The 25,615-nt window shown below is 66.7% G+C and carries 24 protein-coding genes; 6 read left to right on the top strand and 18 right to left on the bottom strand.

Going from position 1 to position 25,615, the window contains the following annotated elements:
- Nucleotides 1–14: 14 nt before the first annotated feature.
- The 7 genes from ASC61_RS09385 to ASC61_RS09355 form a co-directional block, all read right to left on the bottom strand.
- Nucleotides 15–1,163 carry a M24 family metallopeptidase gene (locus ASC61_RS09385; RefSeq protein WP_056211250.1) on the bottom strand — a complete coding sequence of 383 codons (1,149 nt, stop codon included), beginning with the start codon at nt 1,161–1,163 and terminating at the stop codon, nt 15–17.
- Nucleotides 1,160–2,827: an ABC transporter substrate-binding protein gene (locus tag ASC61_RS09380; protein ID WP_157439437.1), complete on the bottom strand. Its 1,668-nt coding sequence runs from the start codon at nt 2,825–2,827 to the stop codon at nt 1,160–1,162. The genes ASC61_RS09385 and ASC61_RS09380 overlap by 4 nt, the downstream gene beginning before the upstream one ends.
- A 115-nt stretch (nt 2,828–2,942) precedes the next feature.
- Complete coding sequence (locus ASC61_RS09375; RefSeq protein ID WP_082530558.1) at nt 2,943–3,806, bottom strand: ABC transporter ATP-binding protein; 864 nt, start codon at nt 3,804–3,806, stop codon at nt 2,943–2,945.
- Nucleotides 3,799–4,806 (bottom strand): ABC transporter ATP-binding protein, encoded by a 1,008-nt coding sequence (locus ASC61_RS09370; protein ID WP_235503524.1) that lies wholly within the window; start codon nt 4,804–4,806, stop codon nt 3,799–3,801. Before ASC61_RS09370 ends, ASC61_RS09375 begins: the two co-directional genes overlap by 8 nt.
- 14 nt (nt 4,807–4,820) lie before the next feature.
- Nucleotides 4,821–5,675 (bottom strand): ABC transporter permease, encoded by an 855-nt coding sequence (locus ASC61_RS09365; RefSeq protein WP_200935418.1) that lies wholly within the window; start codon nt 5,673–5,675, stop codon nt 4,821–4,823.
- Nucleotides 5,675–6,658: an ABC transporter permease gene (locus ASC61_RS09360; RefSeq protein WP_200935417.1), complete on the bottom strand. Its 984-nt coding sequence runs from the start codon at nt 6,656–6,658 to the stop codon at nt 5,675–5,677. Before ASC61_RS09360 ends, ASC61_RS09365 begins: the two co-directional genes overlap by 1 nt.
- A gap of 105 nt (nt 6,659–6,763) precedes the next feature.
- Nucleotides 6,764–7,432: a nitroreductase family protein gene (locus tag ASC61_RS09355; RefSeq protein WP_056211241.1), complete on the bottom strand. Its 669-nt coding sequence runs from the start codon at nt 7,430–7,432 to the stop codon at nt 6,764–6,766.
- 189 nt (nt 7,433–7,621) lie between these two features.
- Between ASC61_RS09355 and mobF the strand changes: the two genes are divergently transcribed.
- Nucleotides 7,622–11,440: a MobF family relaxase gene (mobF, locus tag ASC61_RS09350; RefSeq protein WP_235503523.1), complete on the top strand. Its 3,819-nt coding sequence runs from the start codon at nt 7,622–7,624 to the stop codon at nt 11,438–11,440.
- A gap of 485 nt (nt 11,441–11,925) precedes the next feature.
- Here mobF and ASC61_RS09345 read toward each other — a convergent pair whose 3' ends face one another.
- From ASC61_RS09345 to ASC61_RS09325, 5 genes are all read right to left on the bottom strand, one after another.
- Nucleotides 11,926–12,276: a hypothetical protein gene (locus ASC61_RS09345; RefSeq protein WP_157439436.1), complete on the bottom strand. Its 351-nt coding sequence runs from the start codon at nt 12,274–12,276 to the stop codon at nt 11,926–11,928.
- Between the two features lie 365 nt (nt 12,277–12,641).
- Nucleotides 12,642–13,514: a hypothetical protein gene (locus ASC61_RS09340; protein ID WP_235503522.1), complete on the bottom strand. Its 873-nt coding sequence runs from the start codon at nt 13,512–13,514 to the stop codon at nt 12,642–12,644.
- On the bottom strand, nt 13,444–14,130 hold the full coding sequence (locus ASC61_RS09335) for a hypothetical protein (protein ID WP_056211231.1): 687 nt from the start codon (nt 14,128–14,130) through the stop codon (nt 13,444–13,446). Before ASC61_RS09335 ends, ASC61_RS09340 begins: the two co-directional genes overlap by 71 nt.
- 280 nt (nt 14,131–14,410) lie before the next feature.
- Complete coding sequence (locus ASC61_RS09330; RefSeq protein WP_056211229.1) at nt 14,411–15,628, bottom strand: asparagine synthase-related protein; 1,218 nt, start codon at nt 15,626–15,628, stop codon at nt 14,411–14,413.
- Nucleotides 15,629–15,702: 74 nt separating this feature from the next.
- On the bottom strand, nt 15,703–16,629 hold the full coding sequence (locus ASC61_RS09325; protein ID WP_056211227.1) for an alpha/beta fold hydrolase: 927 nt from the start codon (nt 16,627–16,629) through the stop codon (nt 15,703–15,705).
- Nucleotides 16,630–16,853: 224 nt separating this feature from the next.
- On the opposite strand from ASC61_RS09325, the gene ASC61_RS09320 reads away from it, so the two are divergent.
- Nucleotides 16,854–18,800, top strand: coding sequence for a fatty acid desaturase (locus tag ASC61_RS09320; protein ID WP_056211225.1), 1,947 nt, complete (start codon nt 16,854–16,856; stop codon nt 18,798–18,800).
- Between the two features lie 15 nt (nt 18,801–18,815).
- Here ASC61_RS09320 and ASC61_RS09315 read toward each other — a convergent pair whose 3' ends face one another.
- Nucleotides 18,816–19,106 carry an ANTAR domain-containing protein gene (locus tag ASC61_RS09315; protein ID WP_056211223.1) on the bottom strand — a complete coding sequence of 97 codons (291 nt, stop codon included), beginning with the start codon at nt 19,104–19,106 and terminating at the stop codon, nt 18,816–18,818.
- 90 nt (nt 19,107–19,196) lie between these two features.
- Between ASC61_RS09315 and ASC61_RS09310 the strand changes: the two genes are divergently transcribed.
- Nucleotides 19,197–19,604: a YkvA family protein gene (locus ASC61_RS09310; protein WP_056211221.1), complete on the top strand. Its 408-nt coding sequence runs from the start codon at nt 19,197–19,199 to the stop codon at nt 19,602–19,604.
- Nucleotide 19,605: 1 nt separating this feature from the next.
- Here ASC61_RS09310 and ASC61_RS09305 read toward each other — a convergent pair whose 3' ends face one another.
- A complete protein-coding gene (locus tag ASC61_RS09305; protein ID WP_056211219.1) occupies nt 19,606–19,848 on the bottom strand; it encodes a hypothetical protein in 243 nt (80 codons plus the stop codon).
- Between the two features lie 95 nt (nt 19,849–19,943).
- Here ASC61_RS09305 and ASC61_RS09300 point away from each other — a divergent pair, with 95 nt between their 5' ends.
- Nucleotides 19,944–20,390: a GNAT family N-acetyltransferase gene (locus tag ASC61_RS09300; protein WP_056211217.1), complete on the top strand. Its 447-nt coding sequence runs from the start codon at nt 19,944–19,946 to the stop codon at nt 20,388–20,390.
- Nucleotides 20,391–20,415: 25 nt separating this feature from the next.
- Here ASC61_RS09300 and ASC61_RS09295 read toward each other — a convergent pair whose 3' ends face one another.
- On the bottom strand, nt 20,416–21,219 hold the full coding sequence (locus ASC61_RS09295) for an SGNH/GDSL hydrolase family protein (RefSeq protein ID WP_082530556.1): 804 nt from the start codon (nt 21,217–21,219) through the stop codon (nt 20,416–20,418).
- Between the two features lie 126 nt (nt 21,220–21,345).
- Complete coding sequence (locus ASC61_RS09290) at nt 21,346–21,666, bottom strand: hypothetical protein (protein ID WP_056211213.1); 321 nt, start codon at nt 21,664–21,666, stop codon at nt 21,346–21,348.
- Nucleotides 21,667–21,727: 61 nt separating this feature from the next.
- Between ASC61_RS09290 and ASC61_RS09285 the strand changes: the two genes are divergently transcribed.
- Nucleotides 21,728–22,804, top strand: coding sequence for a serine hydrolase domain-containing protein (locus ASC61_RS09285; RefSeq protein WP_056211212.1), 1,077 nt, complete (start codon nt 21,728–21,730; stop codon nt 22,802–22,804).
- A gap of 21 nt (nt 22,805–22,825) precedes the next feature.
- Nucleotides 22,826–23,710, top strand: a complete 885-nt coding sequence (gluQRS, locus tag ASC61_RS09280; protein ID WP_056211209.1) for a tRNA glutamyl-Q(34) synthetase GluQRS — start codon at nt 22,826–22,828, stop codon at nt 23,708–23,710.
- Here the strand turns inward: gluQRS and ASC61_RS09275 are convergent.
- Both ASC61_RS09275 and ASC61_RS09270 read right to left on the bottom strand, forming a co-directional pair.
- Nucleotides 23,694–24,509 (bottom strand): alpha/beta fold hydrolase, encoded by an 816-nt coding sequence (locus tag ASC61_RS09275; RefSeq protein ID WP_056211208.1) that lies wholly within the window; start codon nt 24,507–24,509, stop codon nt 23,694–23,696. The two genes, gluQRS and ASC61_RS09275, sit on opposite strands and share 17 nt — an antisense overlap.
- Before the next feature lie 70 nt (nt 24,510–24,579).
- The gene (locus tag ASC61_RS09270) at nt 24,580–25,530 is read right to left on the bottom strand and encodes a carboxypeptidase-like regulatory domain-containing protein (RefSeq protein ID WP_157439435.1); all 951 of its coding nucleotides are present in this window, start codon (nt 25,528–25,530) and stop codon (nt 24,580–24,582) included.
- Nucleotides 25,531–25,615: the final 85 nt, after the last annotated feature.

Below are 25,615 nucleotides of genomic sequence, written 5' to 3'. Positions count from 1 at the left end.
CGACGACGACGCGATCACTTCCCTTGCGCACGCGCCGGAACCGCCTGACCCAGTCGAACGAGCTCGGACCAGTCGAGCGCGCCGGACAGGAGGCGCGCCCCTTCGGACTCAATCACCAGGTTGTCCTCCACCGCCAGCACTGCGGGTGAGGTCACGACGGGCTCGAGCGCGAACACCATGCCCTCCTCGAGCACGACGTCAACGTCACCGGACAGCCAGATGGTGCCACCTTCATGGACGTTGAGCCCGAGACTGTGCCCGAGCCACCAGTCCCACATGATGAGGCCGTGGTCAGACATGTCCTGGTCGAACCTCCGGTGCACGTCAGAGACCTTCGTCCCCGGTGTCATGGACGCGATGGTCCGGCCCTGGATGTCCATGAGCTGCCGATAGGTCGACAAGACCTCGTCGCTGACCGCCCCGACCCCGACGGTGCGCTGCAGGTCGCAGTAGTAGCCGTCGATGGACAAGCCCATCTCGATGGAAAAGACGTTGCCGTCGCGAATGGGGACGTCGGTCGGATGCGTCCGCTGATCGATGGAGTTCCAGTTCAACGCCAGCCACGTCAGCTCGTCGACGCCCTCCCGAAGCGAGGCGATCCGGAGCTCCAGGCTGAACTCACGATCGGTCATCCCAACGCGGCCGCGCTCGATCGCCGCCGCCATGGCGCGCTCACCCGCCTTTGCGGTTTCGTCGATCAGCGCGATCTCCGCCGTCGTCTTGATCTGCCGAGCCATCATCAAGTCGTGGTCGACGCCGTGCCACGTCGCCGCAGGAAAGGCAGCCTCGCAGCGGCGCATGTCGCTCACCGTCACCTGCTCGAGCTCGACCCCGATGCGGCCCCGGTCGACGCCCAGTCGGCGCAGCTCAGCGGTCAGCGCCCCCCAGGGATCGGTGTTGAAGTCCCAGTACACCGTCCGGATGCCCGACTTTGCCGCGTAGTCCGGAGGCAGGGCGTACGAGGCGACGACAACGTGATCACCGGTACGCGTGCACACCAGGAACATGTACTCCTCCGGCAGGAACGCCAGGTGCGGGAAGTAGAGACCGGACAGATGACGCAGGCTTTGCCGCGACCACACGACGATCGCGTCGAGGTCCCGGCGCTCCAAGATCTCGGCGGCTCGATCGAGCTGGACGGCCGTAGGGATGTCACTGCTCACTTCTTTGGTCCGATCGATGCGAGAGAAGGCTGGTTCAGGTAGGCGAACGACGTGGTCATCCCGCCGAGATCCTTCTTGAGGAAGCTGATCTCGTTGAGCTGGACGAGCGCCTGGAACCCGTAGTTCTCCTCGTACTTCGCCTGGGCTGCTATGAGGTCATGAGCACCGGCGGCCGCGTCGGGGGCCGTTCTGGCCTTGGCGATCAGCGACGTCACCTCCGGATTGTCATAGCCGATGAAGTTGAAATAGGTGCCGGGCACGAACGTCGTCACCGCCTCGAGCGGGTCCGGCGCGACGTTGAAGCTCAAATTCATGTAAAGATCGATGTCCGTGCGCGCAGCCGGGTCGGTCGTGGCGGCGGAGTAGCGCGCAGGATCGAGCGAACGGATCTTGACCTTGAATCCAGCCATGCCAGCCTGCTGGCGGATCAGGACCGCCATCTGACTGAAGGTCTGGTCACCGGCTGGAACGGCCAGCGTGATCGGCTTGTTGTCGTAGCCCGCCGACTTGGCGAGCTTCTTCGCCTCGGCGATAGCCGCGCTTGAACCCCAGTCCTTGCGCTCCTTGGCGAATTCGTCGTACGCCTTTCGCCACTGCTTGCGACCGGCGTCGCCGGTGGACGGGTTGTCCCAGGCGGAGGTGTTGACCGCCGTGTAGTTGGGCTCGGCCGCGCCGTGGAACGGCCCCTTGGCAAGATCCGAACGATTGATCGTCATGTAGAACGCCTTGCGCAGTTCCGGGGTGTTGAGCGGCCCGTCAGCGCGCATCGGGGAGAGTCCGACGTACTGCTGGCTGGGTGAGCCGAGGGTCAGCGTCCCGGCGTCCACGTCTTTCAGTGCCGGCACGAGTGACGCCGGCACCTCGTAGGCACCGTCGACGCCTCCGGTCTTGAGGGCTTGGCCGAGCGCGCTCGAGTCTGTCAGGAATTTCAGGTTCACGGTCGATGCCTTGGCTGCGTTCCTCGTGTCCCAGTACTTCGGGTTCGCAGTCAGGGTGATTCCCGCTCCGGGCTTCCAGGATTCGAAGCGGTACGGCCCGGTGCACATCACGCCGGTCCCGGGCGTACCGAGCTTGTCACCGGCTTGCTCGGAGAACTTCTTCTGCTGAACACTTCCGGAGAATGATGCGAACTCTTTGGGCAGCAACCGGTCCGGCTGGGCCAGGTGGAGGTCGACGGTGTGCTTGTCGACAGCCTTGATGGACTTCACGTTCTCGTACAGGGGACCCACGATGCTCTTGCGAGTGTGTTCAAGACTCCAGACGACGTCAGCGCTGGTCATCGGCGTGCCGTCCCAGAAGGTGACGTCGGTGCGCAGCTTGAGGCGAAGCGTCGTCGGGGTCGGCGTGGACAGGGACGCCAGCCCATCGGAGGTGCTGTAGTCCGCGTTGAGCCGCAACAGCGACTCGCACAAGTTGTTGGCCACCAGGCCGCTGCTGTAGTACGCCGTGTTCGGCGGGTCGATCGTGTTCGGCTCACCCAGGGGCAACGCCCACGTGAGTGTGTCCATGGTTCCGCTTGCCGTGCCCACGACGCTGGGTCGGGGATTGGGGAGCTCGTTCGCGTCGCCATCGCCCTTCCCACCGCTGCATGCGGCGAGCGTCAACGCCGCCAGCACCACTGGAACGAAAGCCCGGTGACTCCGTCTCGACCTGATGAGGCTCACGATGTGCTCCTGACGTTGTAGAACGACTTTATATATTGGGAATACACTAAAGGCTGATGCAACGCCTGTCACGCTTTTTCTCAACGAAAAGGGCCGCAATTGAACGGCGGTCGCCTCAGACGACCCGGCGGCGCGGCTTCCAGCCCGGTTTCGGCACAGCGTCAATCAGCGCACGCGTGTACGCCTCAGCGGGAGCGTCGAGCACCTGGGCCGTAGGGCCGGACTCGACCAGCTTGCCGCAGTTCAGCACGAGGCAGTTGTCGGTGACCTGGCGAACGACGCCGAGGTCGTGCGAGACGAACAGGTAGGAGATCCCCGTGTTCTGCCGGATGTCGACCAGCAGGTTCAACACCTGGGCCTGCACGCTGACGTCCAAAGCCGAGACGGCTTCGTCGAGGATCAGGATCTTGGGCTCCAGGGCAAGAGCACGAGCGATGGCAACCCTCTGCCGCTGACCCCCAGAGAGCGTCCGCGGCAGGTACGCCGCATGGCGATCATCGAGGCCGACCTGGTCCAGGAGTTCCGAGACCCGATCCGACAGACCGGAACCGGACAGACCGAAGTGGATCGTCAGCAGCTCCTCGAGGCCCTTGCCGATCTTCTGTCGGGGATCCAGCGACCCGAACGGGTCCTGAAAGACCATCTGGACGATTCGTGCCACATCTTTCCGGCGACCGGTGCGAGGTCCACGTGTCACGTCGAGGCCGTCCATGACTACTCTCCCCGACGTCGCTGTCTCGAGGCCGGCCACGATCCGCGCGGTCGTCGTCTTCCCTGATCCGGACTCGCCCACGATCGCAAGCGACTCACCTTCATCCAGGTGGAAGCTCAGGTCATCGACCGCCTTGTGCTCACGGCCGCTGCGCCCGAAGACCTTCGTCAGGTGCTCAACCGTGAGGATGGCCGATCCTGCGTTCGGCGACGATTGCGGTGCGGTCGTCACGACACGTGTCGCCTGTCCACCTGCTGGGTCAGTCATGCAAGGCCACCTTCAGATCGTCAGCGATCGCCTCAGCACGGTGGCACGCGACGTGACTACCGTCGACCAGCCGCATCTCAGGGCGGTCCGTGCGGCACAGCTCCGTGGCGAACGGACACCGCGCCGCGAAGACGCAACCCTGGCCCACCTCGAAGGCCGCCGCCGGTCGACCCTGGATCGACACCAGGCGCTTGACCTGTGTGGTGCTCGGGCGGGATGCCAAAAGGGCTGCGGTGTAGGGGTGCCGCGGGTCGGCGTAAAGATCCTTGGCGCCCCCCGACTCGACCACGGTTCCTGCGTACATGACGACCAGGGTGTCGCTCACCGCGGCGGCGAGGTCCAGGTCATGGGTGACCAAGAGCATGCCGAGGTCGCGCTCCTCGATCTGCTCCATCAAGATCGCCATGACCTCTGACTGCACAGTCACGTCGAGCGCCGTCGTCGGCTCGTCGGCGAAGATGAGTCGGGGCTCATTCATGAGCGTGGCGGCGATCATGACGCGCTGCAGCAAGCCTCCGGACAGCTGGTGAGGGTACTGATCCATCCGGCGCCGCGCGTCGCCGATACCCATCTCGGCCAACAGGCTGATGGCGCGGTCGGTCGCCTCGCGCTTGGACATCTTGCGAGTGGCAACCACACTCTCCACCAGGAACTGGCCGACCGTACGCATCGGGTTGGTGTGCGCGCGTGGATCCTGGTGGATCAACCCGACATCGGAGCTGCGGTAGGCGGCCAGCTCCGACCGGCTGAACCGGTCGACCAGTCGGCCGTCGAACTCGATGCTGCCCTCCACCTCGGCGTTGCTCGGGAGGAGACGCATCGCGGCCTTGACAGTCATGGACTTGCCCGAACCTGACTCCCCCACCAGTCCGACCGACTCGCCGGGGTGCATGGACAGCGTGACGTCCTGCACCAGGACGCGATGTGGCACGCGATCCGTCAGCCTGATACCCAGGTCTCGGATGTCGAGCAGCGCGGGTCCGCGTGCGTCAGCGCTCACGCCTGCCGCCGTCATCATCGTTGACCTCCAGTGCGAGCCGACAGCCGGTCACCGAGCACGTTGAAGGCCACCACGGTGACGACGATGCACATGCCCGCCGCGAGGCTCTGCTGCGGCGCCCCGTTGAGGATCTCGGCACGTCCGTCAGCAACCATGAGCCCCCACTCCGAGGTGGGCGGCTGGACACCGAGCCCGATGAACGAGACCGCCGCGAAGTCAACCAACGCGTTGCCGAAGGCGATCGTCGCCTGGGCGAGGACCATCGGCGAGACGTTCCGCAGGATGTGGCGGGTGCAGATGCGCCACGACGACAGCCCAGCCAGCTGCAATCCCTCAATGTAGGGCATGGCGCACTCCTGGACCGCTGCCGAACGAACCACGCGAGCGTAGAACGGTACGTACACGATGGTCAGAGCGATGACCGGCGCCCAGAAGCCAGCACCAAACACGGCCGATGCCAGCACTGCGACAAGGATCCCGGGGACCGCGAACATCACGTTGAGCACGCGGTTCAGCGCGCGATCCACCCACCCACCGTTCCAGGCAGAGAAGATGGCCAGGGCTGTTCCGATGAATGCGCTGCCCACGACGATGATGCCGGCGCCTGCAAAGCTGATCCGAGCACCGCTGACCGCCCGCGAGAAGATGTCGCGCCCGATGCCATCGGTGCCAAACCAGTGCTGGCCACTCGGACCGAGGCTGGCACTCAGCACGTCTGTCTGGTTCGGCGAGTACGGCGCGATGAAGGCACCGAAGGCCGCGACCAGTGCCACCAGTGCACAGATCAGGGCGGAGACGATGAGCAGCTTGTCCTTGGGACACCGTTCCGCTGGTACCACAGTGGCACCGGCTGCCGCGATCGTGGCCATCAGCGGCCTTCTCTCTGACGTGGATCCAAAAGCACCTGAGCGACGTCGATGATCGTCATGACGACGACGAAGACGATGACGATGATGAGCGACACTGCGAGCACAACCGGGTAGTCCTTGCTCGAGATGCTGGCGATCAGCAGTGACCCGATGCCGTCGATGGCGAACGCCTGCTCGACGACAACCGCACCGGCCACGAGACCCGCGATCGCCAGACCGGATGCCGTCATCACCGGAAGGGCGGCGTTGCGCAAAATGTGCCGAAAGACGATGCGATTGCCTGGGATTCCCCGTCCGCGACTGGTCATCACGTGCTCCTTACACGCCTCGTCGCGCACCGCCGTCGCCGAGAGCTGTGTGACGTAGGCGCCGTAGCTGATGGACAGCGCGATGGCGGGAAGCACGAGGTGCCTGATTCTGTCGGCGAGGCCTTCGCCCGCTCCGAACGTGGGGAACCAGCCCAGCTGAACTGCGAAAACGCTGATGAGCACACTTGACGCCACGAACGTGGGGACCGACACTCCCAACCCAGCCGCGGCGCTGACATAGGGACGCCACCGCTCGCTGATTCCGCCCAGCGATCCAAGCGCGATCCCGACCACCAGCATCGTCAGTGCTGCCATCAGCACGAGCAAGAACGTGGTCTCGAGTCGTGGCTCGACAAGCTTGGTGACGTCTTCGCGATAGGTGAACGACGTGCCGAGGTCTCCGTGAACCAGCGATGTCAACCAGTGCCAGTACCGCTCGATCAACGGGTCATCGAGACCGAGCTCTGCAGCCTTCGCTGCGCGCGCCTCGTCGGTGGCCTTGGGCCCCAAGATCTGCGCCACCGGGTCCCCGGGAGCGAAGCTCAGGGCAGTGAAGATGACGAACGAGGCGGCGACGATCGTCCCCACAGCACCGACGAAAGTCGAGGCGACTCGCGCGATGAAACCGAATTTCCAGGCCCGCGGGCCGACGACCGGTAGGCCGACCTCTGGCAACGCACTCATGCGAAAGACCTCCAGCCCGGATAGTCGATAGACGTTGATATGTAACGGTGAATGTACAACACAGTTCCTACGAGGACAATGGTTTTGCCCGCCCCCTCATTTCGTTGTGGGCCAGGAGTTCCAATACGTGACCTTGCGGGCGTCGACCCGCTTCGCCGGCTTGAAGTTGCGCCCCACCGTGTACGCCACAGGCAGCAAGCAGATCTGACTCACCGAGGCCGGGATCCCGAGAAGGTCGCCCACCGCTCTTTCTTCGTAGAGGTGGAGAGTGGTGAGCGTCGTGCCAAGCCCGCGCGCACGCAGCGCGAGCTGGAAGTTCCACACACCGGGCAGCACAGAGGCAAAATCTGCGACGGCGGAGATGCTGTCCGAGAAGTCGATGCCAGGCTCAATGCAAGGGATGACGAAGACTGGCACCCGCTCGAAGTTGGCGGCAAGGAACTTCGCGCTGGCCACAACACGGAGCTTTTGCTGGTCGCCCCGCTTGTATGCATCCTCGAAGGTCTCGTCGAGGTAAGGATCGGCGGCCGTCCGATAGTGCGCAGCGATCTGATCCTTGAGCCCCTGGTCGGTGACGACCACCCAACGACGGACCTCGACGTTGCCTCCGATCGGCGCCTGCATAGCGACTTCGATGCAGTTCTCGACCACCTCGCGTGACACCGGACGCTCCAGATCAAGTCGGCGGCGCACAGCACGGGTCGTGCTCAACAGGCGATCGGCCTCATCGAGGTTGAATGCACCTTCGTCAAGGTTCTCGTTCACCCGGTGACCGTAGCGCCAATCAAACGGATATGCAACGAACGTTGTAATTACGGTACTGATCGCTCAACATACGACGGAATTGAAACGCCCGGCACGGAAACGACGCCCATCAACTTCCACACACCTCTTTCATTGAGGGTGCCTCGCGTGGCCACTCGTGCTGATTTCTCGGCCTTGGGGAACGTGACCATGACGTTGCACAAGCTCTCGGCCGGTTCCGGGTATGAGTACTTGACCCGGCAGGTCGCTGCGATGGACTCGACCGAGAAGGGGCACGCGACACTGGCGGACTACTACTCGGCGAAAGGTGAGGCGCCCGGCGTCTGGATGGGCTCGGGGCTAGCCGGGATTGACGGTATCGAGACCGGTGACGTCGTCACGGCGGAGCAGATGCTTCACCTGTTCGGACATGGACTCGATCCGGTCTCCGGCGATCGGCTGGGTCGGCCATACCGGCTTTATGACAATCAACTCAGCGAGGGCTTCCGGGCTGAGGTGGGACTTCGCGCCCGCTTCCTGAGTTCCGAGAACGAGCACTCCGCACCTGCTTCGCCGGCCGACGTTCGTGCACGCGCGCGTACGGAGGTGGCCAAGGAATTCTTCGTCGAGGAGCACGGCCGGGAACCTACGAACCCCCGTGAGCTCGACGCGGCGTTGAAGCGATACTCACGTCCACCACGCGCGGCCGTCGCCGGTTTTGACCTGACGTTCTCGCCGGTCAAGTCGGTCTCCACACTGTGGGCAATCGCTCCGCCAGAAGTGTCAGCGGTGATCGAGAAGGCCCACGATGCCGCGGTGTCCGACGCGTTGAGATTCATCGAACGCGAGGCACTGTTCACCCGCGAAGGCTTGAACGGGGCTCGGCAGGTCGAGACGCGTGGGCTGATCGCGACGGGATTCACGCACCGCGACTCGCGTGCTGGTGACCCCGACCTTCACACCCACGTCGCGGTGGCGAACAAGGTCCAGACGACGGGCGGCAAGTGGCTCGCCATCTATGGGCGGGTGCTCTACGAGGCGGCAGTGGCGGCGTCGGAGACCTACAACACCGCACTCGAGCACCACCTGGCCGCGACACTCGGTGTCCGCTTCGCGCCACGGTCCGATGCCCAACGAGGGAAGCGCCTGGTACGCGAAATCGTGGGCATCAACCCATCGCTCAACCAGGAATGGTCGAAGCGCCGCCGCGACATCAATGTGCGCCAAGGCGAGCTGGCAGCCGATTTCCAGCAGACGCACGGGCGCCCGCCAACTCCTTTGGAGACGATCGGTCTGGCTCAGCAGGCGAACCTGGAGACGAGGGACGCCAAGCACGAGCCACGCTCGTTGGCCGAACAACGTTCCGTCTGGCACGACGAGGCGGTCAACAAACTCGGATCGCAGCAGGCTGCCGACGACATGGTGGCTGAGGCGCTGCACCCCATCGCCACCGTGTGCGATGGCGTGTCAGCAACATGGGTAGCGGACACCGCGCAACGGGTAGTCGCCGAGCTGGAGTCCCACCGCGCCACGTGGAAGACCACCCATGCGCGCGCCGAAGCTCAGCGCCAAGTGCGCGACACCGAGATCGATTCCGGCCGCCTGGATGCGGCGGTCGGCTGGGTCGTCAACCACGTCCTCGAGCATCTATCCGTCAACCTGACGCCCGACCTCGACCCCATCAGCGACCCTGAGAAGCTCCGTCGCGCGGATGGCTCAAGCGTCTACCGGCACACCGGTCACGACCTGTTCACCAGCCCCAGGATCCTCGAGGCCGAGCAACAGATCATGATCGCCGCAGACCGCGAAGACGGACGCCTCGTCCCAGTCGAGACCGTCGAGGTAGCTCTGCTGGAGAGCGCCGCGAACGGCATCGCCCTCAACCAAGGGCAAGCCCAACTGGTCCGAGAAATGGCCCTCAGCGGACGGCGTCTGCAGGTCGGCATCGCAGCAGCCGGGTCAGGCAAGACCACCGCAATGCAGATTCTGGCCAGCGCATGGGACGACGCCGGAGGACAAGTCGTTGGCCTGGCGCCATCTGCGGCAGCCGCGGCCGCGCTTGGGGCGGAGACCGGCATCACGTCGGACACCCTCGCCAAGCTGGTGCATGAGCTCGACGTTGGAAGCCCATCCCCATTACTGTCGATCGGGCCGGAGACGCTCGTCATCATCGACGAGGCGGGCATGGCCGACACACTGACCCTGGCCCGCGTCATCAACCACGCCATCGACAACGGGGCGTCCGTGCGGCTCATCGGCGACGACCAACAGCTCGCAGCCATCGGCGCCGGCGGAGTACTGCGCGACATCGTCGCCATCCACGGCGCCGCACGCCTGGACCAACTCATGCGATTCACGGACGCCGCCGAAGCCGCCGCGTCAATTGCCTTGCGTCACGGCAACCCGTCGGCCCTCGGGTACTACTTCGACCAGGACCGCGTCCACATCGGCAGCACCACCACGACCACAGACGCGGTCTTCGCTGCGTGGTCGAAGGACCGCGCAGCCGGAATGGATTCACTGATGGTCGCGCCCACACACGACCTCGTGACTGAATTGAATCTACGAGCCCGAGCCACGCGCCTCGACAAGACGACGCCTGACGCCGAGGTCGACCTCGCTGATGGCAGTCGCGCCTCGATCGGCGACACGATGCGCACTCGACGCAACGACCGACGGCTCGCGCTCAGCCCCACAGACTGGGTGAAGAACGGCGACCGCTGGACCGTCACCGACGTCCAGGGCGGATCACTCACCGCCCGCCACGCGCGGTCCGGTCTGCACATCACCCTGCCCGCGCCATACGTCGCCGAGCACGTCGAGCTCGGATACGCCTCGACCGTCCACAGCGCCCAAGGCCTCACCGCCGACACAATGCACGGAGTCATCACCGGCACGGAATCCCGCGAGACGCTCTACTCGATGATGACCAGAGGACGTCACGCCAATCACGTACACCTGGCGGTCGGCGGAGACGGCGACCCTCACCAGTTGCTCCACCCAGATACTCGCGAGCCGGCGACCGCAACGGAAATCCTCGAATCCATCCTGGCCCGCACCGGAACTGCTGTTTCCGCAACCACCACCGCCCGCGAAGCGACCTCGCCCGCAGCGCAACTCAACGAAGCCGCGACCCGGTATGCCGATGCACTCGTCGCCGCCGCCGAAGACGTGCTCGGTCCAGATCACATTCGCAAGATCGCGGACCAGGCCGAAGAACTGCTGACCGGGCTCACCGGCACGCCTGGATGGTCGTCTCTGTCGGCGCAACTCCTCATGATCGAAACAAACGGACTGAGCGCTTGCGATCTACTCGAGACTGCCTTCGCGTACCGCCCGCTCGACGACGCTGACGACGCAGCACTCGTGCTCGGATGGCGCCTGCATACCCTGGCTTCGACGGACGGCGGCCCGTTGCCATGGCTCCCCGCCATCCCCGCCAAGCTCACGGAAGACTCCACCTGGGGCACCTACTTGGTCGAACGCGCAGAACAGGTCAGCACCTTCGCTCGCAACGTCCGGAGGTCAACCGATCAACACTCGCACCAGTGGCTGCCGCCGAACACCGCGCTCCCCGCTGGCCTCACGAGCGACATCGAAGTGTGGCGCGCCGCCCACGGCATACCCGAAAGCGACCTACGGCCGACTGGCTTACCACAGGTGGACTTCGCGGCCCGCGAACATCAACAGCGACTCGATCAAAGCCTCACTCATCACCTCGACAAGCAAGGCGCAGCGTGGCTACGGCCAATCAGCGAGCTCGTCGGGCACAGCGACAATCACACGCCTGTCCTTGCCGGACGGCTCGCCTTACTGGCCCAGCAGGGACACGACGTACACCGCCTCTTGGAGGCTGCGGCAGGCCAAGGATCGCTACCCGATGATCACCCGACAGCCGCCCTGGACTCTCGGATCACCCGACTCCTCGCAGGCGAGAGCCATGTCTTCGACCGCGTCCAACGACAACGCACGAGCTCGCCACGGCGATCAACGGATCTGCCCCCAGGTGGCCCTGGCGTCGGGATATGAGTCGCTACGGGATGACGGGCTTCGGACGCAGGTCGTTCTGACAGCGCTCGGGCACGCGATTACCTGCGACCGGTTGGCTAGCCAAGCGCACCCCAAGGACGCTCGGCCGCCCATCTCGCGTACCGGGAACACGCCTGCCACGATCGGGCTTTGCTGAGTACCGTCAGACTCATGAAGACCCTTGTCCAGCGAGTGGACTGCCCTCACTGCAAGGCAAGAGTCCTAGCCGTTGTCGACCTTGACGAATCGGGCAATGAGGGTGCACACATCTGTCCGGAGTGTGGCTACGGCTGGGTTCCGGCAGAAGACCGGCAGGGCCGAAGTTGACTGTAGACGAGGTCTACTCGTCCTGAAGACTTGTGGGCCCGCCGTGCGCGGTGCCGCGCGAATAGGCGTGGCGGACCAAGACCGTAGGTGAGCCCTTCTACTGGGCGCCGAGGGTGGCGCTGGACGCGAACGTTCCGCAACCCTCGGCGCCGTCCGTTCTAGTCGAGCAGCGACATCGACTCGGCCAGCAATGCCGAGTTCCAGCCCCACACATTCACGGCCTCGTCCTCGCTAATTGTGCGCCGGTCAGTCAGAGGCAACGGGTATCCGAGCGCCCACTGTCCCGCTTTCCAGAACGCAAGACCGAGATTCGCGTGCGGTCCGATCCCGACGAACCAGGCCCACGAAGGCGGCTCGAGCAGACAGAATCCTTCAGCGCAGGACCTGCCGTGGTGGGAGCAAAACAGTTCGTCCACAACCACTGCCAGCAACGGACGAAGACCACGCACCTCATAGGTCTCCACAACCAGGTCACGCCCGTTGAGCACAACGCAATCACTAATGAACACAGACTTCTCCAATCAGATGTAGCCCGAAGGCTGGAACAAGCTAGGTTCGGCCCGCCTACGCGAGCCGGCCTAGCTTGGCCATCTGATAAGTCGAAGTCATGAATGCACGCTATCGCTCCGAACGTTCTTCAGCATCGCTATCGTCGTGGCGAGTTCCGGGACCCGGTGCAAGGGCTGTGGCCGCGGCCTGATTCGTCTAACGGAGGGCAACCGCAGCCCAGGAAGTATCTAGCGCCTTCGCGGCGGGATGATCCACTGTCCGCCGTGATCCGGATGCCGCAGGACCAGGATCCGAGGCCCGGCCAGAATCCGCTCATAGCGCGGCAAGACTCCTCCGATGTCCGGCTCCGCGCGGGTCCGGGGGGTCAGTCCTCGCTGACGAGAATCTCCAGTGCCGACTCGGCGTCGATGCGGGGCTGGCCGGTCAGCACGGTCCAGGCGATGTCGTCGGGTGTGAGTCGAGTGCGCAGGGTTTGGAGTCGGGATCGGTCAGAGCCCGTGAAGCCCTCGCGCTCGGCGAACGGGTCGTCGACACAGGCGAGCAATGCCACAGCGTCGCGCAGGTGGCGGTCGGGGTCGCGCGAGTCGGTCTTGTACGCGGCAGCCTTCAAGAGGAGAGCGCCGAATACGCCAGGGACCGAGACTGTGGTGACGATTCCGGGCTCGATCTCCATGCGCGCGTTGATGGTGCGTCGCAGTGCTTGCGTGCCGCCCTCTATACGAATCATGTCGCGTCCGGCGAGCCGCTCGGTGACCTTCGGAGCGTGGTGGTCGGAGATCAAGACGTCGACTACTTCCTCCGACTCGTCGTCTGGACGGTTGGCGACCATGTCGATCCTGCTCGTGCCGCGGAAGAAGCGGTGCGCGGTGTTGTCGCGCGGATCGACCGTCGGACGCAGGTCGTACCCAAGGGACTGCAATGCGGCCGCGGTCTCCGAGGCGACGCCGCGTGAGGTCTCGACGTGCAGCACGATGTCGACGTCGTTGGTTGGTCGCACGGCGCCAAGGCCGTGGTGGATGGAGTGCAACTGGGTCATCAGGCCGCCGACAAGGGTCCACTTGTCGGTCGGCAGAACTTCGGCGATCTCGGCGACGTTCGGCCACGGGTCGGGCCAGCCACCAGTAGGAGCGCCGACGTCGATGATCGGGCGCTCGATGCCCGACTGCTTATCGTCTGGCATTTTCGCGGAACAACTCCAACCGGCCGACCAGGGCCTTCTCTCCCACGCCGCGTTCACGCGGGTCGAGCGAGGTGGCGGCGTCGACGGCGGCGAGCGTCCTGTTGAAGGCTGCAAGGTATTGGATGAACTCGATGTCCATATTCGTGTAGCGCAGGGTGATCGAACCCGTGGTGTCCTCGCTGAGCCGGTAGCGGCGCACGACCTCTGCAATCCGGTCAGCATGGATGTAGCCGTCGACGATGGCGTCGTCCTCGACGAGCCCGAGCCGCTGACGGCCGGGGACGACGAGCTCCTCACGGACGCGCTCAAGGACGGAGCGGTGGCCGGCCCAGGTAGTGACCGTCGCGCGGTCGCGCAACTGGATGGCCAGATCGGTCGGGTCGGTGATCTCGCGCAGAGCAGCGCGGAGCCGGTACGTCTGGACATCACCGAGGTCTAGCGGGGCTGCGCCCGAAAGCAATGCGATAGCCCCCCAGGCGGTACGCGCTGCCCAGGTCCGGGTCCGGCCTGAACCGCGCTCGGCACGGTAGCGCTCCACCGATGTGCGGTCGAAGATGCCACGGGCGATGCGGGTGATCGACCCCGTCTCGGCGAGGCCGCGAACCTGCCGCCCCTCAACCCCCAAGAGGTCGGACACCTCTTGGGTTGTCAGGAAGTCGCCATGAATCGCCATAACAGAATACTGCCTCTTCCGGTGGTTATCTGTAAAGACGGAGGCCGGTCTTTGGCAACACTGAGGCAACACGAGACTCCAAAACAGCCAATAACTGTCACAAATGTCCAATAAATCTAGACGACGATTTCCCTGCAATATCAATCAAAAACCGCATTGATCGACACTGTTCCATCAGGCTTTATTTCCACTTTCACGGCGGTAGCACGGGTTCGAATCCCGTTGGGGGTGCCACAGCTCTCGAACGACGCCGCCACAACTCTCGGAAGACGAGCTGGTGTCACGGTGATGATGTGCCGTTCCCGAGGATGCCTGCGCGTACGTACATCTCCGCGGTGGCGGCCCAGCGCGTCGTCATGAAGTCCTTGCCAGTCGGCGCGTCCCCCGTGAGCCGCTCGAACGCCGACGTGGCCGAGACCTCTGGCCGGACACGTCGTTGGTCGAACGCGCGCGTCGTCTCCTCGAACACAGCCGCGATGCTGGCATTGCGTCTGGCGTCGCCGCGCGCCTGGATGACCCAGGGCACGACTGGTGGGGCGGGACGCATCTTCGCCACCACGCGGCCGGCAGCCCGCTGCACCAAGGATCGGCTCGCCGGCGCGTCGGCAAACACCTCGAGGAACGCAGCGGGGTAGATCGACCGGTAGCTCGACGCCCCCAAACGGTCGGGGAGGTTGCGCGCCATCCAGTGCGCGACCCACCGAGTGTCCTCGTAGGGAGCGATGCAGTCCTCGAACGCGTCGACCGCGACGGACTTGATGCGGAAGTTCTGGCGAAACCCGAAATCCAGCAGGTCGAACGGGGTGAGTGACCGCGACTGGCCGAGGAGGTCGGCGTGGTCGGCGAGGAACTTCTCGAACAGCGCCGTGCGTCGTTCGACCCCTTGGGCGGTCGCGATCTTCGGGTCGTTCCAGCGGAGGAACTGCGCCGTGACGCCGCTCCCGGTCCTCGCCTCGTCCGTCTTGGGAAGGTGCGCTCCGCTCACGGCGTCGCCCAGGTAGCCCGAGAGCACGACTCGGCCCTCGGCAGCGTCGGCCAGCGCGGCGTACACCGCGATGCCGTCGACGGGAGCCAGCGATCGGTGCTTCTCCCAGCGGGCGCGGGCGATGTCGGTGAATCGGTCCAGGTCCCAACGCATCCGGTTGGGATCGAGGCGTCGATGCTCCAGGCCCAGGCGCGAGCAGACCGCGGCGGCACCGGTCACGTCGTGGAAGTCCTTGCTGCCGAACGTGACGCAATGGATCGACTTCGCCGGCAGCACCGAGAGCAGGGCACCAAGCAGGCCTCGCGAGTCGTAGCCGGCGGTCAGGGGCAGGACCACCTCGTCCACACCGCGCTTGCCGATCTCCTCCTCCACGATCCGGCACAGCAGGTCGACCGGGTCGGCCGCACCGCCGTCGGTCGCGCGCCCGAAGAGATGCCTGACGTACTGGCTGGCGCGTTCCGGCTCCGGGACGAAGTCGAGGGCGAGGTAGTCGTCGAGCGAGTGCGCAGACATGAGGCGACTCTAGGTGACCCCCTGCGCAGGGCCGGGCACAGTGAGACGACACGAAACGTGGGCGTCGGTGGGTCTCACGGGGTACGACCGTCGAAGCGCAGCAGGCTCTCGACCATCGCTGCGGGATTCTCCTCGGCGATCCAGTGCCCGGCGTCGGGGATGCCGTCGACCGTGACGTCGTCGGCCAGCTCCCGCCCGATCTCCTCGGTCTGCTTCGCGTGCGCCAGGCTGGCCTGCCCGTACATCCCGAGGCAGGGGATCGACAGCTTCCCGCCCTCGCGCAGTGCCGTGCGGATGTCGTCGGCGTCGGCCGCGAAGGCGCGGTAGAGGTCGAACCCCGCGCGCATGGCTCCGGCCTGCTCGTACGCGGCTGCGTAGGCGTCCGTGTCGATGGCCGTGGGCTTGGCGGCGTGACGATCGAAGAAGTACTGCAGGTAGAGCCGTTCCCTCCCGGCCACCAGCATCTCCGGCAGGTCGAGCACGTTGTGGAACGTGAAGTGCCACTCGACGGGCGAGCTCTTCATGCGCTCGAACACCGTCGTTCCGGGCTGGGTGGCCTCTCCGTAGCCCAGCGCTCGGACCTGGTCGCGGTAGCGGAAGGCGTACGCCGTCGCCACCATCGAGCCGATGTCGTGCCCGAGGACGAATGCCGGCCGGGTGAGGCCCAGGTGGTCGTGGAGCAGCAGGTGGACGTCCTCGGCCATCTCCCACTTGGTGTAGCCACCCCGCGGGAGCGGGCCGTCACCGCGGAGCTCCGCCGGCATGCCGGGATCTCTTCGCGGACGGGACGAGCTGCCCGCGCCGCGATAGTCCGGCGCGATGACGCGGTAGCCGGCCGCCGCGAGAGGGCCGAGCACGTGGCGCCACTGCCACGACGTCTGGGGGTAGCCGTGGAGCAGCACGAGAGCGTCCTCACCCTCGCCGCAGTCGTGGTAGTGCATCCGCACACCGGTCGCCAGGTATGCCGATCCCGTCGTCGTACGCGCGTCACTGAGCCCCATGGGTGACGTCTCCTCCGTTGAGTCCGATTGAAGCGTTGGGTGTCGGCGTACCCCGTGGCGTCGCGGACGTGCACCAGCAGCCAAGCCAGGCCCGGGCCGACCTGGATGGCCGGCCCGGACACACCGGTCCCATCGTCACGCCCTCTTGCCGATCCACCGACTTTACATATACGGTGCGAATGTCAAGCATAACGAGATTACATACCTGTGAGAGCGAGCGTCCGATGACGACGAGCATCCAGCAGCAACCCGTCCTCGGACTGCCCGACCCCGGAGAGCGCGTCCCCCCCGTCGCCTGGCCGACCGTGGCGCTCTACGTGGCGACCCTCGGGCTGTTCGCGCTCGAGATGTACGGGGCGCTGGCGGCGGACTGGTCACCGTGGGTCACGAGCCCGATGGGTGCGGCCGTGACGTTCTTGATGTTCAGCGTGCTCCACGAGTCCACGCACCACGCGACGAGCACCGACACCCGCTTCAACAATGCACTCGGCTACCTCTCGGTGCCCTTCGTCGCGCCGTACGCCTCGTACCGGCTGCTCAAGTTCATCCACATCGAGCACCACCGCAACACCAACGAGCCCAAGTCCGTCGACCCGGATGCCTGGACGAGCGAGGGGCCGTGGTGGCAGCTCCCGTTCCGCTGGATGACCATCGAGGCGTGGTACTTCGTCTTCTACGTCCGCAGGATCTCGCAACGCCCGCGCGGTGAGGTCGTCGGCACCGTGGCGACCGCGGTCGGCGTCCTCGCCGCCTTCGCCGCCCTGATCGTGGCCGGACATGGTGCCGAGCTCCTCGTCGCGTTCCTGATCCCGCAGCGGATCGGCATGGGCATACTCGCGTGGTGGTTCGACTACCTGCCGCACCACGGACTGCCGTTCACCCAGAGGCAGGACAAGTACCGCGCGACCCGGGTCCGCGTCGGGGGCGAGTGGTGGGCGACGCCGCTGTTCGTCTACCAGAACTATCACCTGGTGCACCACCTGCATCCGAGCGTGCCGTTCTACCGCTACGTCCGTGCGTGGCGCCGCAACGAGCAGGCGTACCTCGACCGCAATGCCGCCATCTCGACCGTCTTCGGCCGCTCCCTGACGACAGCCGAGTACCGCACCTGGCGACGGCTGACCGACGACATCGGCCAGACGCCTGACCGGGTTCCCGCGGGACGGCCGGTCTTCCACCCGCTGCGCGTCCGGTCGACGGAGCTCCTGACTGCCGACAGCCGCCTCATCACGTTCGAGGTGCCCGACGACCTGGCCCACGACTACCGCTACGTCCAGGGCCAGCACATCACCCTGCGCGCCATGATCGAGGGACAGGACGTGCGTCGCAGCTATTCGATCGTGTCGCCCGTGTCCGCAGGAACCTTGCGGGTCGCCGTCAAGCTCGTGCCCGGCGGTGTCTTCTCGACGTACGTGCACCACGACCTCGAGGCCGGCGACATCCTCGACGTGATGACCCCGACCGGCCGCTTCCACACCGCACTGGATCCCAGCGCCTCTCGCACGTACGCAGCCGTCGCGGCGGGTTCGGGCATCACCCCGCTGATGTCGATCATCGCCACGACCCTCGAGACCGAGCCGGACAGCACGTTCACCCTCGTGTACGGGAACCAGACCTCGGAGTCCGCGATGTTCAGGGACGAGCTCGGCGCCATGGGCGACCGGCTGACCGTGCACCACGTGCTGTCCCGAGAGGATGGCGCGAGGCTGCGCGGACGGGTCACCCCCGAGCTGGTCGACGAGGTCGTGACCGGTCGAGTCGATGCGTGGTTCCTGTGCGGGCCGCAGGACCTGGTCGACGTCATGGAAGCGTCGCTGAAGCCGCGCGGGGCCCAGGTCCTGACCGAGGTCTTCCACACCGAGCCGGCCACCAGCTCGGTGGGGCTGGACGTGGAGAGCCAGGTGAGCGTCACCGTCGACGGGACGGAGACGACGTTCCCGCTGCGATCGACGGGCGACACCATCCTTGACGCCGCGATGCAGCACGGCATCGACCCGCCCTACTCCTGCGCCGGAGGGGCCTGCGGCACGTGCCGGGCCAAGGTTCTTCTCGGTCAGGCCGTCATGGACCAGAACCACGTCCTCTGCGACGAGGAGATCGACACCGGATACATCCTCACCTGCCAGGCGCACCCGGTCAGCGAGGAGCTCCGGCTCGACTACGACGCGTAGAGCTCCGCAGGCAGCTCAGCTCTCCCGTCGAAGGACCCGCTCGGCGGCTTCGCGCATCGTGAGGCCCCGATCGGCGGCCTCCTGGATGAGGACGTTCCTGGCGTCGTCGACGGACAACCCCTGCGAATCCAGGAGGAAGCCGATGGCCTGCTCGACGAGTGCCTGGGACTCGGCGTCGTACAGGAGCCGATCAGATCGGCCCATGCGCCTGAGCAGGCGGCGGCCGGCGCTCCCACCCAGCCGAGCGCTGCGCTCGCCCTTGGTCACCGGCTCCTCGTAGCTGAGCTTGCGGCGCTTCTTCGCCATCGTTCGATCCCTCGTCGCCGCGTGAACTGAGCCCCACCAGCAACCTAGAGCGACGCTTCACCACTCCACAAGGTCCTTTGGGATGACATCATGCGAGGCGTGCCGAACTGGGTCGCGATCGCGGGGGTGTGCGCGGGCAGCCTCGTGGTCGTCTGGGTGGCGATGCTGGTCCTCCTGTGGCGTGCCAAGCCCGACGAGATGACGGTGCGAGACGCCGCCCGGCTCGTGCCCGACCTGCTGCGGCTCATCAAGCGGCTCGCCGGCGACCGGACGCTGCCGCGTGGGGTCCGCGTACGTCTCGTGCTGCTGCTCGGCTATCTCGCGATGCCGATCGACCTGGTGCCCGACTTCATCCCCGTGCTCGGCTATGCCGACGACGTCGTGGTCGTCGCGCTGGTGCTCCGCTCGGTCGTACGCACCGCGGGTCCCGAGGCGTTGGAGCGGCACTGGCCGGGTACGCCGGAGGGCCTCCAGGTCGTGCGTACGCTCTGCGGATAGCTCAGGTGTGAGTGCCGGGCGCGCTCGGCACGACGAGTCGGGTGCCCTCCCCGGGCACCCAGCCGTCAGGGATGTCGAAGCGCGACAGGTCGATGGACGGCGCCCCGTGGTCGCCCTGCTCCTGACCCGACGTCTGACCGAGCGGCGACCACGGCATCGGGTTGGCGACGACGGCCAGGGCGACGAGGACCAAGGCAGCGATGATCGCCAGGCCACGCGCGTAGTCGCGGATCGCTTCGTCCATGGTGCCTCCTCGTCGACCCCCGACGTCTACCGCGATCAACGATCTGGGCGCTCGGGCGTTATCCCGCCGAGGCGTGGGCGTGGGACGCTGTTCCCGTGAAGGTCATCCGCGCCCAGCTCTCCGACGTCTCCCAGGCCGCTCCGCTGTTCGCGGCGTACCGCGAGTTCTACGGTGAGCCCTACGACCTGGACATCTCGGCGTCGTTCCTGGCCAGCAGGCTGGCGCGCGACGAGTCGATCGTGCTGCTCGCGCGGAATGACGACGGTGTCCCGGTCGGCTTCAGCCAGATCTACCCGGCGTTCTCGTCGACGCGCCTCGCGCCGATCTGGATCCTCAACGACCTCTACGTGTCAGAGGAGGCACGGGGCACAGGCGCCGTCGACGCGCTGCTCGACACCGCGGCAACCCTGGCCGTCGAGGCCGGCGCCGTCGCGATCGAGCTGTCGACGGCACACGCCAACCTGCGCGCCCAGGCGGTGTACGACCGGAGCGGCTACGAGGTCGACACGACCTACAAGCACTACGAGAAGCCCCTGCCCTGAGGCGGCCGCCGACAGGCCGTTGCGGTCAGGGCGTCCTCGGCGCGACCGGCGCGCCGCTCGTCGGTGGCGCCGGAGCGTCCATCCCCTTGAAGCCGGCACCCCATCGATACATCGCCCCGTTGGTGTAGAGGTCGCGGTAGAGCCGCACGTTGCCGGCGGCGTTGGGATGCACCTTGTCGCTGGTGCGATCGCCGTAGAGCGTCCCGTGTGCCGTGTCGACGTAGTGGAAGCCCGCCGCCTCGGCCTCGGCCTTGAGGAACGGGAGGATCCAGGCCTTGGTCCTGTCGGCCGGCGCAAAGGGTCCGAACGGTGCGGTCACGTAGACCGATGACGGCGCCGAGGCTCGGAGCTCTGCCAGGCGAACCATCGTGGCGTGGATCTGGACCTTGACCTCGGACTCGGTCGAGCGGACCTGGTCCCACTCCCCGTCCTTGCGGACGCACGTCATGTAGTCGTTGATCCCGCCCTCGACGATGACGACACGAGCGGCCTTGACGTGTTGGGCGACGGTGGCGTTCTCGAGGCGCTGCCGGAACGTGGAGCGACCGCAGACGTCCGTGCCGTCGTTGGCCTTGCCGCGCTTGCCATAGCCCGAGCCGCGTACGGCGTGGCGAATGACCCGGAGCTCCAGCTTGCTGCCGAGGTAGGACCACCACCCACGGGACGCGCTGCCCACGGTGTCGTTGTGTCGCGACGTGATCGAGTCGCCGATGACGACCATGGTGGGTGTCGTGCTGGCCCCGGCGGGCGCCGCTGCAGCGGTGAGCCCCACCACGAGCACCGCGCATGTCGCGACAGCGACAGCCGTCGCCCGAAGATGTGAACGCATGGGAGTGTCCTCGTGCCTGAATCCTGCTTCACGCCGAGGCGTATGTCAGACACCATGTAACCCGACCGCGCCGCTGGTGTCCGGAGATTCGACTTTTGCGCCCGAGACCGCCCCGTTGGCGCAGTCTCAACGCTGGGCGACGTGGACCACGAGGTTGACCACGACCGCGAGCAGGACCGTGCCGAGCACGTCGAGGTTGACCCGGCGATGGCTGACCACCTCGGCGCCATGGGTCGTGGTGCGCTCGATCAGGCTGAACATCACGCCTAGCACGCCGGCCGACACCAGCACCCAGAACGCCGGCTCGGTGTCGCCGCCGTTCGCGATGGTCAGGATCAGGGCGACCACGGCGGTCGCCAACGTCTTGGTGCCGTAGATGAACGATCGCGTGCCGATCGGGCGGTCCGCGACCGAGTCGGGCTCGTCCGGCGTGTGGATCTCGGCCATGATTCGACCCTAGTCGCGCAACCCGGCCCGCGCGCGCCGTGTGGCGTGGCACTGTGACGCCATGCCCCAAGAGCCCGACTGGTCGACGATCGGCGATCTCGTACGGCGTTCGGCCGACACCGGCGACGAGATCGGCGCCGGGGTGTCGGTGTGGCACGACGGCGCCAAGGTGCTCGACGTCGCGGTCGGCACCCGCAACGCGGCCGGTGATCCCTGGCAGCTCGACACACTGGTCCACACCTACTCCGTCGCGAAACCGTTCGCTGCCCTCGCGGCGCTCACCGCCGTCGCCGACGGTGCGATCGGCCTCGACCAGCCGATCGCCGACGTGTGGCCCGAGTTCGGCGCGCACGGCAAGGAAGCCACGACGCTGCGGCACGTGCTGTCACACCAGTCCGGCCTCTACGCGTTCCCGCCGGCGGCATCGACGATCGACCCGCTCGACGGCGAGGCACTGGTCGCGGCGCTCGCGGACGCCGCACCCCTGCACCCGCCCGGCGAGGGCATCGCGGAGCATGCGCTGACGTACGGGCACCTGCTCCACGGCGTCGTGCAGAGGGCGACCGGCGAGAGTCTCGCCGAGCGCTTCGCGAGCCTCGCCCGGGCGTACGCCTGGGACCTGCACCTCTCCGTCGGCCCCGCCGATCTGCCACGGGTCGCCGAGCTGACGTACCGGCAGCCGGGCTGGGCGGACGGCTACCTCAGCAGTCCGAACGAGGCGCTGACCGCCTCGCTCGGCCGGCCGGTGGGCCCCCTCGACGTCGACGTGGTCAACAGTGAACGCTGGCGCACGGGCTGGTTCCCCGCGATCGGCCTGCACGCCACGGCTTCGGCGCTCGCCGGGTTCTACGCCGGCCTGCTCGACCCCGACGGCCCGGTCGCCCGGCGGCTCGGACATGACCTCCTGCGCGAGTACACATCGGTGCAGGCCGCAGGTCATGACCTCGTCCTCGAGCGGGAGGTGTCGTGGACGTTCGGCTTCCAGCGGGACGACGTCGAGATCGGCATGGGCGGCATCGGCGGCTCGTCGGCGTGGGTGTCGACCGCGAAGGGCTACTCCTGTGCGTACGTCACCCGCGGGCTGGCCACCCACGACCGCGTGGATGCCGTCTGGGCGGCGATCGAGCAGCTGCTCTGAGACCGTCGACATACTGGTGGGGTGAGCGCCGGCCGATATGCCCCTTCGCCGTCAGGTGACCTGCACGTCGGCAACCTCCGCACGGCACTCCTGGCGTGGTTGTGGGCCCGGCACTCCGGACGCGAGTTCCTCATCCGGGTCGAGGACCTCGATCGCGTCCGTGCCGGCGCCGAGCAGCGCCAGCTCGACGACCTGCGTGCGCTCGGACTCGACTGGGACGGCCCACCCGTGCGCCAGTCGGAGCGCCTCGGCCTGTACGACGCGGCGATCGCGCGCCTGCAGGACGAGGACCGGGTTTACGAGTGCTTCTGCACCCGCCGGGAGATCCTCGAGGCGCCGACCGCACCGCACCACCCGCCGGGCGCCTACCCCGGGACATGCCGTGACCTGACCGAGGCCCAGCGCGCGGAGCGACGGACCGAGCGACCCGCGGCCCTCCGGCTCCGCAGCGAGGCTGCGACGTTCAGGGTCGAGGACGAGATCCACGGGACGTACGAAGGCGCCGTCGACGACTTCGTGCTGCGGCGCGGCGACGGCGTGCCGGCCTACAACCTCGCGGTCGTCGTCGATGACGCCGACCAGGGCGTCGACCAGGTGGTTCGCGGCGACGACCTGCTGGCCTCGGCGCCGCGCCAGGCCTACCTCGCCACCCTGCTCGGGGCGAGCCCACCGACGTACGTGCACGTGCCGCTGGCGCTCAACGCGTCCGGTCAGCGGCTGGCGAAGCGCGACGGGGCGGTCACGTTCACCGAGCTCCGCGAGGCCGGCGTCGACGTGTTCGCACTCATCGTCGAATCGCTGGGCCTCACGGGCGCCAGCCCGGGCGGGCTGCTGAAGTCGTTCGACCCGGCGCAGCTGCCCACGCAGCCGTGGGTGGTCGAGCCGCCGGTCAGTTCCGGTCGATGAACGCCTCGAGCAGGTCGCTGACCGCGTCGGGCTGCTCGATCGTGCTCGAGTGACCGGCGAGCGGAATGATCTCGAGCTGCGAGCCGGGGATCAGCTTGTGGATGACCTCGGCCTTGGCCACCGGTGTCGCGACATCATCGGCACCGGTGGCCACGAGGGTCGGCGCCGTGATGTTGCCGAGCTCGTCGGCGATCGGCTCACGGTCGGTGACGCCATAGATGGCCCGCTTCATGCCGGAGCGCTTCACCGCCTTGACCTCGTTGAGCCAGGCCTCGATCTGCGGCTCTGACTCCGGGCTGCTGAGGTAGGTGGGTCCGAACAGCAGCGGCTTGACCCGCGACTGCACGGGTCCGAGGCCGAACAGGCCGTAGATCTTGGCGAGCAGCCGGTACTGGCCGACCTTCTCGGGGTCCTCGGGTCCGGCACTCGTGTCGAGCAGGCTCAGCGAGCGGATCAGCTCGGGGCGCCGGGCCGCCAGCCGCATCCCGACGAACCCGCCCATCGACAGCCCCACCCAGTGCACCTTGCCGAGCGCGAGCTCCTGGATGATCGCCGCGGCGTCGTCGGCCAGCGTGTCCATGTCGTAGCCGCCGTCGGCCGCCGGTGACCGGCCCTGGCCGCGCCAGTCGATCGTCACGCACCGATAGCGCGGCGCCAGCCGGTCGACCTGGTCGTCGAACATCCGGCCGCTGAACAACAGCCCGTGGCCGAACACGACCGTCGCCGCGTCGGGCCGGCCGACCGGCGCCTCGGTGTCCTCGATGTTGATCCGTGCGCCGTTGACCTCGACGAGTGCCATGCAGACCTCCTGTTTCCGTCCCTGAGCATGGCAGCGAGAGCCACGTACCGCCAGAGTGACGACCCGGCGGCTACCTGACCGTCACGGTGATCTTGTTGGACCACGCGGAACGGGTGTCGGTCGAGCCGAGGTACTTGAACTTGAAGGTGCGCTTGCCTGCGGCGAGCCCGATCAGGTGGACCGTGCGGCTGCCATTCGTGAAGCCGACGGCGGAGCGGATCTTCTTCGAACCGAGGTAGAGGTCGAAGCGGCCCCCCGCGTTGGCGATGCCGTACTGCGCGGCGCTGACCGTCAGCGTGAGCGTCGCCTTGCCCTTCGCCGGCGAGGTGCCCTTGATGCGTACGGACGGGGGCACCTTGATCCCGGTCAGGTTGACGCCGGTGACCGTCTGGCCCGGAGTCGCCACGTCGAACGAGACGTGGTGCGTCGGCAGCTCCTGGTCCTCCTCGAACACCGAGAACGCCGTGTACTGGCCCACCGAGAGTCCCGTCATGCGGAAGGCACCCGAGGTGTCGGTCTGCCCGAAGCCGAGGCTGTAGAAGAACGACGGGTCCGGCTCGTCCGGGAACGTGCCGTCGCCGGGCAGCGCGATGACCTCGACGTTGGACAGCTTGCGGCCGGACGGAGCCGTGACGGATCCCTCGGCCGTCGAGGACAGCTGGACCTGGATGTCGCCCAGCGCGTTGGCGCCGGCGACGAGCGTCACGCTCTTGAACGTCGTCGAGTACTCGGGGTTCGCGTCGTCGTCGGACACCACGATGGTCCACGTGCCGGGGGTGAGGTCGCCGTATCCCGTGACGTTGAACGTGCCGCCGGTCCGGGTGAGGCCCAAGTCGGCGTAGTCCTCGTCGCCGCGCTCTGCACTGATGCTCAGTCCGCGGATGCCGACGCCGTTGGCGTCGACGACCCGGCCCGACACCGACACGGTGGTGGCGGCCTGGGCCGACGTGGTGACGAGCCCGGCGGCGGCCAGTGCGAACGCCGCCACCAAAGCGGCGAGCAGGCGAAGATGACGTGACATGCGGTTCCTCCGATGGATTGCGACAGTGCGTCAGCGTATCGGCGGAACCGTCGGCGGGCCCACGGTTTCACCAAACCGGTGATTG

Origin of the sequence: Aeromicrobium sp. Root344, assembly GCF_001425755.1 — a bacterium.
Taxonomy (GTDB): domain Bacteria; phylum Actinomycetota; class Actinomycetes; order Propionibacteriales; family Nocardioidaceae; genus Aeromicrobium.
Note: the sequence above shows the minus strand (reverse complement) of the source record. Positions and strands in the feature narration are given on the sequence as shown.